This window comes from Pseudomonas sp. FP818 (assembly GCF_030687335.1).
GTDB classification, from domain to species: Bacteria; Pseudomonadota; Gammaproteobacteria; order Pseudomonadales; family Pseudomonadaceae; genus Aquipseudomonas; species Aquipseudomonas shahriarae.
The window spans coordinates 2562772-2574469 of sequence record NZ_CP117427.1 but is presented as its reverse complement, the minus strand read 5'-3'; the positions used below and the strand labels follow the sequence as shown (position 1 = coordinate 2574469).

Genomic DNA, 11698 nt, shown 5'->3' with positions numbered 1-11698 from the left:
GGGCGATGGCCCTCGATGGCTTGCATCTTTACCGTTCCCAGGGAGAAGAAAAATCGACAAAATGCAGCAACACTTTCATTGTTGGAGTGAAAATGATCCGCATCGATGATCTCGGGCTGTTTCTGCGCAGCGCCGCCCTGGGCAGTTTCACCGCCGCGGCCGTGGAGGCCAACCTGTTGCCGGGCCAGGTCGCGGCGGCGATCAAGCGCCTGGAGCGGGAGCTGGAGGTGCGCCTGTTTACCCGCACCACCCGCAGCCTGCGCCTGAGCGCCGAGGGCGAACAGTACCTGCCCACCGCCCGTGGCGTGCTGGAGCAATTGGAGCTGGGCCGCGAACGCTTGCGCGGCGATGACGCGCCACTGCGTGGCACCTTGCAGATCGCCGCGCCGTCGGACCTGGGGCGCAATATCCTGCTGCCGATGCTCACCGAGTTTCGCCGCCAGCACCCTGAGTTGAGCTTGCGCTTTCTGGTGTCGGACCAGGTCACCAACCTGTTTCGCGACCCGGTGGACGTAGCCCTGCGTTATGGCTGGAACGAGGACGCCAATTACATCGCCCTGCCCCTGGCGCCCTGGAACCGCCGGGTGCTGGTGGCATCACCGGACTACGTGGCGCGCCACGGCACACCGACATCCGTCGACGACCTGAGCCGCCACCCGTGCCTGCTCTACCTGCAAAACGGCCGCCTGCATGACCGCTGGGAGCTAGGCGAACAGACCGTGCAAGTCACCGGCCCCCTGTTCAGTGACGACGCCGATGTGGTGCGGCGCTGGGCCGTCGCCGGTGAAGGCATCGCCTACAAGACCTGGCTGGATGTGTATGCCGATGTGCAGGCCCAGCGCCTGGTGGTGCTGTTGCCGGAGATTCCCGGGGATGTGTACCCCTTGAGCTTCGCCTGCCCCCATCGCGGGCAGATGTCGCGGGCGGTCACCCAGTTGTATCAGTGGTTGAACCAGCAGTTCAGCGCTCTGCAGCGCCTGTGAACCCTTTTGTAGTGGATTAGGAAAGACGCGGTTTTTATGCCCAATCAAACCATCAAGACGCCGTGCGTCGGCCTGTGTTCCACCGTGTATGGCGACCTGGTGTGCCGTGGCTGCAAGCGCTATCACCATGAAGTCATTCAGTGGAATGGCTACAGCGCCGAGGAAAAACAAGCGGTCTGGCTGCGCCTTGAGCAGTTGCTGGTGCAGGTCATGACCAGCAAGCTGGAGGTGTTTGACCCGGCGCGCCTGCGCCAGCAACTGGAAGAGCGCAAGATCCGTTTTATGCCGCACCAGTCGCCTTATTGCTGGGCCTATCAACTGATTGCCCGGGGCGCGCGGGTGATTTCCAGGCTGGATGCGTATGGCTTGGCGTTGCTACCGGAGTTTCGCGAGCGGCACCTGGCGGATTTGCGTGATGCGATTGATCGGGAGTTTTTCCTGTTGTCGCAGGCGCATTACCAGCGCTACATCGCGCCGGATTTTTTGCGCGAGGCGTTTGGGCCGGCGTTGATTGCTACCCTCTAAAGCACACCCAACCCCCCCTGTGGGAACGGGCTTGTGTGGGAGCGGGCTTGCTCGCGAAGGCGGTGGATCAGTCACCTATGCACCAACCGACACTACGCCTTCGCGAGCAAGCCCGCTCCCACAATTGGTCCTCATTTACCTTAAGGTGTCAGTGAGTCCACGACGCCGCACGCTCGGTGTGCAGGCCGTATCGCTCAATCGCCCGCTGACACACCTGCGCCTCCAGGCTGCCCTGTTCCACCAGGGCGGCCAGCGCGGCGAGCACGATGTGGTGGCGGTCCACCTCGAAGAAATCGCGCAACGCCGCACGGGTGTCGCTGCGCCCGAAGCCATCGGTGCCGAGCACGGTGTAGTGGGCCCCCAGGTAGGAACCGATCATCTGCGGCACCGCCCGCACGTAGTCCGAGACGGCAATCACCGGCGCGCCGTCGGGCAGGCAGGTCGCCAGGTGGCTGCGCTGCGGGATTTGCAGTGGATGCAGGCGGTTCCAGCGCTCCACCTCACGCGCATCGCGGGCCAGTTCGCTGAAGCTGGTCACGCTGAATACCTCGCTGTCGATCTGCCAATCGTCCGCCAGTAACTGCGCGGCGGCCTGGGCCTCGCGCACCAGGGTGCCGGAGCCGAGCAGGCGCACCTTGGCCCCGGCACTGCCCTCAAGGCGGTACATGCCCTTGATAATCGCCGCCTCGACGCCTTCGGGCAGGGTCGGTTGCGGGTAGTTTTCGTTCATCAGGGTCACGTAGTAGAACTCGTCCACATCGTGCTCAAGCATCTGGCGCATGCCGTGGTCGAGAATCACCGCAAATTCGCCGGCAAACGCCGGGTCGTAAGCACGGCAGTTGGGCACGGTCGCGGCCATCAGGTGGCTGCTGCCGTCCTGGTGCTGCAGGCCCTCGCCGCCCAAGGTGGTACGCCCCGCCGTGGCGCCGAGCAAAAAGCCCCGGGCGCGCTGGTCGGCGGCGGCCCAGATCAGGTCGCCCACGCGCTGGAAACCGAACATCGAGTAGTAGATGTAGAACGGCAGCATGCGCAAGCCATGCACCGAGTAGCTGGTGGCCGCCGCGACCCAGGAACTGATAGCGCTGGCTTCACTGATGCCTTCCTCAAGGATCTGCCCGTCGGTGGCTTCGCGATAGCTGAGGATCGAACCGATATCTTCCGGCTCGTAGCGCTGACCGACGCTGGAATAAATGCCGATCTGCTTGAACAGGTTGGCCATGCCGAAGGTGCGTGCCTCGTCGGCGACAATCGGCACGATGCGCGGGCCCAGGGCCTTGTCTTTGAGCAGGTTGCTGAGCATGCGCACAAAGGCCATGGTGGTGGACATTTCCTTGCCTTCGGCCTGGGTCGCAAAACCGCCGTAGCCACTCACTGGCGGCACAGGCACCGGTTCAGCGCTCTGGCTGCGGCTGGGCACATAACCGCCCAAGGCTGCGCGGCGCTGGTGCAGGTAGCGCATTTCGGCGCTGTCGGCGGCGGGTTTGTAGAAGCTCAGGGATTCGGTCTGCTCGTCGCTCAGGGGCAACTGGAAGCGGTTGCGAAAGCCGATCAGCGCGTCGCGATCGAGTTTTTTCTGCTGGTGGGTGGTCATCTTGCCCTGCCCGGCCTCGCCCATGCCAAAGCCTTTCTTGGTCTGGGCCAGGATTACCGTAGGGCGCCCCTTGACCCGCCGCGCGGCGTGATAGGCAGCATGGATTTTCAGCATGTCGTGGCCGCCGCGCTTGAGACGGTCGATCTGCTCATCGCTCAAGCCGGCCGCCAGCTTGGCCAGGGATTCATTTTGGCCAAAGAAGTGCTCGCGGTTATAGGCACCGTCCTTGGCGGCAAAGGTCTGGAACTGCCCGTCCACGGTCTGGGACAAGGTGCGCACCAACGCGCCGTCCTCATCCTTGGCCAGCAAGGCGTCCCAGTCCGACCCCCACACCAGCTTGATCACGTTCCAACCGGCACCGGCAAACAGTGCCTCCAGCTCGTCGATGATCCGCCCATTACCGCGCACCGGGCCATCGAGGCGTTGCAGGTTGCAGTTGACCACCCAGGTCAGGTTGTCCAGGCCTTCGCGGGCGGCCAGGGTCAGGGCTGACATGCTTTCCGGCTCGTCCATCTCGCCATCGCCGAACACACCCCAGACGTGCCGGTCGGTGGTGTCCTGCAAGCCGCGATGGTGCAGGTAACGCATAAAGCGCGCCTGGAAAATCGAGCTGATCGGGCCTATGCCCATGGAGCCGGTGGGGAACTGCCAGAAGTCCGGCATCAACCACGGGTGCGGATAGCTCGACAGGCCACGGGCGCCGGCCTTGACCGCGCCCAGCTCCTGGCGATAGTGGGCCAGGTCCTGCTCGCTCAGGCGCCCCTCAAGAAAGGCCCGCGCGTAAATACCGGGCGCGGAATGCGGCTGGTAGAACACCAGGTCGCCGCCAACGTTGTCGTGACGGGCACGGAAAAAATGGTTGAAACCCACCTCGAACAGGTCCGCCGCGCTGGCATAGCTGGCGATATGGCCGCCAAGTTCGCCATAGGCCTGGTTGGCACGCACCACCATGGCCAGGGCGTTCCAGCGCACCAGCGAGGCCAGGCGCTCTTCGGTCGCCAGGTCGCCGGGAAAGTGTGGCTGCTGGTCTACGGCGATGCTGTTGATGTAGGGCGTGCCGTGGCGCGGTTTCCAACCGATGGCTGGCGTATTGCCGGCATCGGCCAGCATATCGAGGATCTCCCGCGCGCGCTCCGAGCCGGCATGCCGTACCAGGGAGTCCAGGGCGTCGCGCCACTCGGTGAGCTCCTGCTGGTCAATGGCTGTTTGATTGACTGTCTTTACGAAACCGTTCATGGGCACCTCCGAGCTGTTTTTTCCAGTTTATGTCTGCCCAAAAGGATTTTTTAACTGTTCTGGGTAGGTCAAAGGGCGATTTGCAGCACAAAACGCTTAAACATGGCTGATTAAAAGCACGTTGTGCTTCCTTCACCTGAGTCAACGCAATTGTGTTTAAAATGCCGCCCGTTTAATGATCGACGCTGCCCGATGACCCCAGACGCCCTCGCCCTGCTCCACACTCACTTGCTGACCGCCCTGCGTGACGTGCCCGTGGAAACCCGTCGCCTGTTCCACGGCCGGGGTCGTTGCTGGCCGGGACTGGAGCAGTTGACCGTGGATTGGCTGCAAGGCGTGGTGCTGGTTTCGTTGTTCAAGGAGCCTGAGCCCGCGCAACTGCAAGCCTTGCAACACCAACTGCGCGAGCTCTGCGAAAGCCGCGAATGGCAACAGGCCGGCGCCCACACTCTGGCCCTGCAACATCGCTACTTGCCGCAAAGCACCACCGAATGGCTGTGGGGCGAGAGGGTCGAGGAATTGACCATCACCGAAGGCGGCCTGCGTTATCGCATCGACCTGGGCAAAAAGCAGAACAGTGGGCTGTTTCTGGATATGCGCTACGGCCGCAACTGGGTGCGCGAACACGCCCGTGGCTTGCGAGTGCTGAACCTGTTTGCCTATACCTGCGGGTTTTCCGTGGCCGCCATCGAGGGCGGGGCCGAGCATGTGGTCAACCTGGATATGGCCCGTGGCGCCCTGAGCCGGGGTCGCGACAATCACCGGCTCAATGGCCATGACCTGGGCAAGGTGAGCTTCCTGGGGCATGACTTGTTCAAGTCCTGGGCGAAAGTCACCAGCAGCGGCCCCTATGACCTGGTGATCATCGACCCGCCGTCGTTTCAGAAAGGCAGCTTCCTGCTGACCAAGGACTACCAGCGCGTGCTGCGTCGCCTGCCCGACCTGCTGACACCCCAAGGCACGGTCTTGGCCTGCATGAATGACCCGGCGCTGGGCGAAGGCTTCCTGATCGAGGGCGTCACCCGCGAAGCGCCGGGGCTGCGTTTTGAGCTGCGCCTGGCAAACCCGCCGGAATTTCCCGACATTGATCCGCAAAGTGGTCTGAAGGCCCTGGTGTTCCGTCAGGGCTGATGCCGAATCCTTCTGCGCTTGCTACGCTCAACCCAAGGCCTTGGTGGTGAACCTTATCCCCTCCTTCCCGGTCGATACCTGCATACCTTGGCCAGATTCGACGCTCAACCGCCGTCGGCTGCCCCGTTTCACCTTTTGGAGAACGCCCCTGTGATATCGACCCTGCATGTAGCCAGACTCAAAGCCTGGGGCGCCCATGGCTTTACCGCCACCGGCGTGGTGCTGGCCTTCCTTGCGACGCTGGCGCTGCTGGAGAACCAACCCAAGGCCTGCCTGCTGTGGCTGGGCCTGGCGTTGATTGTGGATGGCGTGGACGGGTCGCTGGCGCGGCGGGTCAATGTGCAGACCGTGCTGCCAAGCTTCGATGGCTCGGTACTGGACCTGGTGATTGACTACCTGACGTATGTGTTTATCCCGGCACTGTTTATCTACCGCTATATCGACCTGCCGGACTTCACCCACCTGTTCACCGTCTCGGTGATCCTGGTGTCGTCGTTGTTCTGCTTCTGCAACGTCAATATGAAGAGCAAGGACAACTACTTCCAGGGCTTCCCCGCGGCCTGGAATGTGGTGGCGCTGTGTGTCTACATTATCGACCCGGACGCCTGGATAACCTTGGCCACGGTGATCGGCCTGGCGCTGCTGACGGTGACGCCGATGAAGTTCCTGCACCCGTTCCGGGTCAAGCGCTTTATGCCGATCAATATTGCGGTGACCACGGTGTGGCTGCTGTGCAGCCTGTTGCTGGTGATCGACCAGCCGTACACCAACAAGCTGACCATGGGCTTGTGGTTGTTGATGTCGGCGTATTTCCTGGGGATTTGTATCTGGCGTACGGCGATGGAGTGGTTGGATAAATCGCGCAAGGCATAACCCGTGAAATGTTGTGGCGAGCCGCCCTCGCCACAGCAACCCAGCGCGAGACCGGCAGTCAAAACGCCAGCTTGAAACCAATCAACCCCAGCATCACCGCCAGGCACGGACGCAGCAGCTCATCCGGCACCCGGCCGGACATATGGCTGCCGAAGTAGATACCCGGCAGCGAGCCCATCAGCAAGAACCCCAGCAAATGCCAGTCCATATTACCCATGCTCGCATGCCCAAGGCCCGCGACCAGGGTCAGGGGGACTGCGTGGGCGATTTCGGTGCCCACCAGGCGCTTGGTGGCCAAAAACGGGTACAGGATAAACAGCGCCACGGTGCCCAGGGCGCCGGCACCGATGGAGGTCAGGGCAACCATGGTGCCGAGGATCGCCCCAGTGAATACCGTCAACCCATTCAGGTTGCGCGGGCTCATATGGTAGTTGTCGCCCGCATGGCGCTGGGCAAAGGCCAGCAATCGCTTCTTGAACAGAATCGCCAGGGCCGTCAGTAACAGCACCACTCCCAGGGCTTGCTTGATCACTTCGTTCATCGCGCTGGGATCGGTATGCAGGCTCTTGAGGAACCACAGCGTCAGCAACACCGCCGGCACACTGCCCAGGGTCAGCCAGCCGGTGATGGTCCAGTCGATGTTCTTGTTCTTGCCATGCACCAGCACCCCACCGGATTTGGTGATGGCGGCATACAGCAGGTCGGTACCCACGGCGGTCGCCGGGTTGATGCCGAACCACAGCAGGATCGGGGTCATCAACGACCCTCCACCGACGCCGGTCATGCCGACGATAAAACCAACAATCAGGCCCGCCACCACAAAACCAAAATTACCCACATCCATTACAGCTACCTGCGGCCTTATAAAATTCTGGCGGCAGCATAGCGATTTTTCTTATAACTACTTATATCAATACGATCTGACTTTATTCCTTTTGTGTTTTGCAGATTTATTTGCCGCGCCGTGCATCCAATCGGCCACGCCGTGAGTAGTACAGGAAGCAGCCGCAGCGCTGCTCAGCTGTTCACCCTTACGGAGACACACCGATGAACGCTAAACCCCTGCTCTGCCTGACCTGCCTGCTGATTGCCGCACCGGCGGCCTTTGCCCAGACCAGCCTGCCCGACAGCATCAAGGTGCCGGACGGGCACAAGCTGATCCTGGAAACCACCGGTGTCGGCGAAATCACCTACGAATGCCGCGACAAGGCCAACGCTGCCGGCCAGACCGAATGGGTCTTTGTCGGCCCCAAGGCGGTGCTCAACGATCGTAGCGGTAAGCAAGTGGGTACCTACTTCGGCCCGCCTGCCACCTGGCAGGCCAAGGACGGTTCGAAAGTCACCGGCACCCAACTGGCCGTGGCGCCGTCCAGCGCCGGCAACCTGCCCTATCAGTTGGTCAAGGCCAATCCGGCTGAAGGCCAGGGTGCCATGACCGGCGTCAGCTATATCCAGCGCGTGGCGCTCAAGGGTGGCGTGGCGCCGAGTGCCGAATGCAGCACCGCCACCAAGGGCCAGCAGCAAGTGGTGAAGTACCAGGCGGACTACCTCTTCTGGGCGGCCAAATGATCCGCCCGGCCAGAAAACTCGTCTAAGCTGCTGCGATAGCACCCCGGCCACTCTGGGCCGGGGGTTGACCCTGAAATGGCGGCCCCAGTCCTTGCCCGAACTTCTCTTTGACTATGAAGCCTGCCTGTTGGCCTGCGCCCGTGGCGAACAGCAAGCCTTGCGTCAGTTGTATGAACACGATTGCGCCCGTCTGCTCGGCGTGGCCAAGCGCATCGCACGGGACACGGCCCTGGCAGAGGACATCGTGCATGAGGCATTTATCAACATCTGGAACGGCGCCAGCGGGTTCGACCCGCGCCGGGGTTCGGCCCGTGGCTGGGTGTACAGCGTGACCCGGCATATGGCGCTCAACGTTATGCGTAAAAGTCAGCGTGAGGTCGCGCTCAGTGATGAGCACGAACGCACACTGGTGGCTGAGCCCACAGCCGAGCACTTCGAGTACCGCGCCCGCAGCGGCAAGGTTTATCAGTGCCTGGAGCATCTGGAACCGTCGCGTCGCAGTTGCCTGTTGCATGCGTATGTCGATGGCCTGTCCCACAGTGAAATCGCACAGAAACTGGACACCCCGCTGGGGACTGTCAAAGCCTGGATCAAACGCAGCCTCGCGGCCTTGCGTGAGTGCATGGCATGACACCCGACGAATTGGACGAACTGGCCAGCGAATACGTGCTGGGGACCTTGGCCGCAGATCAACGTTTGCAGGTGCAGCAACGCCTGGAACACGACGCGCCCTTGCGCGCGGCGGTGGATGCCTGGGAACAGCGCCTGCTGCCCCTGACCGAACTGGCCGAGCCGCTGGCGCCGTCGCCCTACCTGTGGCGACGCATTGAACGCAGCCTGGGCCATCACACCCTGGGCGATGCGCGGTCAGTGCCGTGGTGGAACCTGCTCGCCCTGTGGCGTGGCCTGGCCGGTGCAGGCTTGTTGGCCAGTCTGGTGCTGGCCACACTGCTGCTGACCCGCCCCGCCGCCGTCAACCCGACCGCCTACGTGGTGGTGCTGATGGCGCCACAGAGCCAGGCGCCGGGCTGGGTGATCCAGGCCAGCAACGATCAGCAAATCCAGCTGATCCCCCTGGGCGTGGTGCAGATACCGGCGGACAAGGCGCTGGAGTTCTGGACCAAGGGTGATGACTGGCAAGGCCCGGTTTCGCTTGGGTTGGTCAAGCCGGGGCAAAGCCTGTCGATCCCCCTGGATAAACTGCCGCCGCTGGCACCCAACCAACTGTTCGAGCTGACCCTGGAAGGCCCCAATGGCTCGCCGACCGGCAAGCCGACCGGGCCGATCCAGGCGATTGGCCGTGCGGTAAAGGTGATCTAGCACTGGATTAAAACGCCGACTCGCGCCATCCTCCGCGTTTTACGCCGCCTTATCTGCGGCGCTTGACGCTCAAAGGATATGTTCATGCACGACCACGCCCTCGCCCCTGCCGATTTCGAGTTCATCGAAGACATTCTGCTCAAATACGGCGACGACAACTCGGTGTTGAACCTGGCCGAGCTCGACGGCTACTTCACGGCCCTGGTGTCCGGCCCGGCGCCGGTGGACGTTGCCATCTGGTTCCCGGCCATCTGGGGTGGGCAGGTCCCGGCCTGGGAAAGCAAGGAAGAACTCGGGCAGTTTATCGACCTGTGCACGCGCCATCTCAACAGCCTTGCCCTGCAGTTGGCCAGCGATGCCCAGGGTTTTGAGGCACGCTTTGAACAAACCGAACACCAGGACCAGCCGCTGACCCTCGCCGAGGAGTGGTGCTTTGGCTATATCCGTGGCGCCGCGATCAGCGAATGGCCGCCGCTGCCGAGCGAACAGGCGGCACAGTTGGAAGCCATCTCCTGGTGCGCCGAGCAGGACAACTTCGAATTGCCGGCCGACCTGGATGTCGCCGCCCATCAGCAGCAGGTGGCGCGCATCGAACCGGCCGCCAGGGCCTTGCATGCCTATTGGCTGAGCCAGCGCGGTTAAACCTGCGCCACGATTTGACCCTGCCGTGCCGGATGGTCGATTATTCGTCTCCGCCAGCCGGCCACTCCCAGCCACCGCGCCTTGAATCAGGAGCCTTGTACCTTGAGTTCGCAGAAAACCGTGACCGTGACACCGCCCAACTTTCCATTGCACGGCAAGGTAGCGCCTCCCGGCTCCAAATCCATTACCAACCGTGCCCTGTTGCTGGCGGCCCTGGCCAAGGGCACCAGCCGCCTGAGCGGCGCGCTGAAAAGCGACGACACCCGACATATGTCCGTGGCCTTGCGCCAGATGGGCGTAACCATTGATGAGCCGGATGACGTGACCTTTGTCGTCACCGGCCACGGCAAGCTGCAACTGCCGGCGCAACCCCTGTTCCTGGGCAACGCCGGCACCGCAATGCGCTTTCTTACGGCCGCCGTGGCGACCGTGGAAGGCAGCGTGGTACTGGATGGCGACGCGTACATGCAAAAGCGCCCGATCGGCCCGCTGCTGGCGACCCTGAACCAGAACGGCATCCAGGTTGAAAGCCCCACCGGCTGCCCGCCCGTGACCGTGCATGGGGCGCAGCAAGGTGCAGGCCAAGCGCTTCGAGATCGACGGCGGCCTGTCCAGCCAGTACGTGTCGGCGCTGTTGATGCTCGCGGCGTGCGGCGAGGCCCCTATCGAGGTGGCCCTGACCGGCAAGGACATCGGCGCCCGTGGCTATGTCGACCTGACCCTGGATTGCATGCGCGCGTTCGGCGCCCAGGTGGACGTGGTCAACGACAGCACCTGGCGCGTGGCCCCCACCGGCTACACCGCCAACGATTATCTGATCGAACCCGACGCTTCGGCGGCCACCTACCTGTGTGGGCGGCTGAAGTACTCACGGGCGGCAGCATCGACCTGGGCGTCGCGGCCCAGGACTTCACCCAGCCCGACGCCAAGGCCCAGGCCGTGATCGCGCAATTCCCGCAGATGCCGGCCACAGTGGTCGGCTCGCAGATGCAGGACGCCATCCCGACCCTCGCAGTGCTGGCGGCGTTCAACAACACCCCGGTGCGTTTCACCGAACTGGCCAACCTGCGGGTCAAGGAATGCGACCGCGTCCAGGCCCTGCATGACGGCCTCAACGAGATCCGCCCGGGGCTGGCGACCATCATCGGTGACGACTTGCTGGTGGCCAGCGATCCGGCGTTGGCGGGCACTGCGTGCACCGCACTGATCGACACCCACGCCGACCACCGCATCGCCATGTGCTTTGCGCTGGCGGGCCTGAAAGTCTCGGGCATCAAGATTCAGGACCCGGACTGCGTGGGCAAGACCTATCCTGAGTACTGGAACGCCCTGGGCAGCCTGGGCGTGCAACTGACCTACTAAGCCGTCAGCACCAGCGTGGGGAGGGAGTGATCATGACAATTCGCCAACCCTGCCCACCGGCTGTGTGTGACTGCGAGCGCGAGCAACTGCTCGAGGCCCCCGGTGCCGACCAGCGCATCCTGCAACTGACCCGCCAGGAAGAAAAAAAGCTGCTCGAACGCCTGGAAAACCTGCAAAGCCTGGCCGACCTGGAACGCATGCAACACCTGATGCACCAGCAACTGGGCATCCGCGTGCATATCGCCCCGGGGCATACCGAAGTCAAAAGCATGCGCGGGATCCAGATCGTCATCGACGACCTGCCGGGGCTGTGTCGCAAGACGCGGCAGTCGATTCCGGCAGCCATTCGCAAAGGGATGGAGAAACGGCCGGAGATTGCTTATCGGTTGCTGGATGCCCATGACCTGTTTCGCGACAGCCCGCCGTTGTTGTGAGCAACGGGCTTGATCAGACCCGTTGCCACAAC

At 62.9% G+C, this 11698-nt stretch carries 11 protein-coding genes and 1 pseudogene; 10 read left to right on the top strand and 2 right to left on the bottom strand.

The window, feature by feature from the left end; all coding sequences use genetic code 11:
• The first annotated feature begins 92 nt into the window (after positions 1–92).
• Together PSH80_RS11515 and PSH80_RS11510 are read left to right on the top strand one after the other, a co-directional pair.
• Positions 93–983 carry a LysR substrate-binding domain-containing protein gene (locus PSH80_RS11515; protein WP_057959539.1) on the top strand — a complete coding sequence of 297 codons (891 nt, stop codon included), beginning with the start codon at positions 93–95 and terminating at the stop codon, positions 981–983.
• A 36-nt stretch (positions 984–1019) separates the two neighbouring features.
• On the top strand, positions 1020–1508 hold the full coding sequence (locus PSH80_RS11510; protein WP_057441896.1) for a DUF1289 domain-containing protein: 489 nt from the start codon (positions 1020–1022) through the stop codon (positions 1506–1508).
• A 148-nt stretch (positions 1509–1656) separates the two neighbouring features.
• Here the strand turns inward: PSH80_RS11510 and mdeB are convergent, their stop codons facing one another.
• Positions 1657–4335, bottom strand: a complete 2679-nt coding sequence (gene mdeB / locus PSH80_RS11505; RefSeq protein WP_057959538.1) for an alpha-ketoglutarate dehydrogenase — start codon at positions 4333–4335, stop codon at positions 1657–1659.
• 192 nt (positions 4336–4527) lie between these two features.
• On the opposite strand from mdeB, the gene PSH80_RS11500 reads away from it, so the two are divergent.
• Positions 4528–5466, top strand: a complete 939-nt coding sequence (locus tag PSH80_RS11500; protein ID WP_305420267.1) for a class I SAM-dependent methyltransferase — start codon at positions 4528–4530, stop codon at positions 5464–5466.
• A 150-nt stretch (positions 5467–5616) separates the two neighbouring features.
• Positions 5617–6339, top strand: a complete 723-nt coding sequence (gene pcsA, locus PSH80_RS11495) for a phosphatidylcholine synthase (protein ID WP_057441892.1) — start codon at positions 5617–5619, stop codon at positions 6337–6339.
• Positions 6340–6397: 58 nt separating this feature from the next.
• Here the strand turns inward: pcsA and PSH80_RS11490 are convergent, their stop codons facing one another.
• Entirely contained in the window at positions 6398–7183 is a 786-nt protein-coding gene (locus tag PSH80_RS11490) for a sulfite exporter TauE/SafE family protein (protein WP_057441891.1), read from the bottom strand.
• Between the two features lie 203 nt (positions 7184–7386).
• Between PSH80_RS11490 and PSH80_RS11485 the strand changes: the two genes are divergently transcribed.
• The 6 genes and pseudogenes from PSH80_RS11485 to PSH80_RS11460 all read left to right on the top strand — a co-directional run bounded on the left by PSH80_RS11485 (position 7387) and on the right by PSH80_RS11460 (position 11666).
• Positions 7387–7908 carry a DUF3455 domain-containing protein gene (locus PSH80_RS11485; RefSeq protein WP_057959536.1) on the top strand — a complete coding sequence of 174 codons (522 nt, stop codon included), beginning with the start codon at positions 7387–7389 and terminating at the stop codon, positions 7906–7908.
• A gap of 91 nt (positions 7909–7999) precedes the next feature.
• Positions 8000–8539, top strand: a complete 540-nt coding sequence (locus PSH80_RS11480) for a sigma-70 family RNA polymerase sigma factor (RefSeq protein WP_120732819.1) — start codon at positions 8000–8002, stop codon at positions 8537–8539.
• Positions 8536–9228: an anti-sigma factor domain-containing protein gene (locus PSH80_RS11475; protein WP_057959534.1), complete on the top strand. Its 693-nt coding sequence runs from the start codon at positions 8536–8538 to the stop codon at positions 9226–9228. Before PSH80_RS11480 ends, PSH80_RS11475 begins: the two co-directional genes overlap by 4 nt.
• An 84-nt stretch (positions 9229–9312) precedes the next feature.
• Positions 9313–9870 carry a UPF0149 family protein gene (locus PSH80_RS11470; RefSeq protein ID WP_057441885.1) on the top strand — a complete coding sequence of 186 codons (558 nt, stop codon included), beginning with the start codon at positions 9313–9315 and terminating at the stop codon, positions 9868–9870.
• A gap of 102 nt (positions 9871–9972) precedes the next feature.
• Positions 9973–11232, top strand: a pseudogene (aroA, locus tag PSH80_RS11465) (3-phosphoshikimate 1-carboxyvinyltransferase).
• 32 nt (positions 11233–11264) lie between these two features.
• A complete protein-coding gene (locus tag PSH80_RS11460) occupies positions 11265–11666 on the top strand; it encodes a hypothetical protein (protein ID WP_057959531.1) in 402 nt (133 codons plus the stop codon).
• Positions 11667–11698 lie beyond the last annotated feature (32 nt).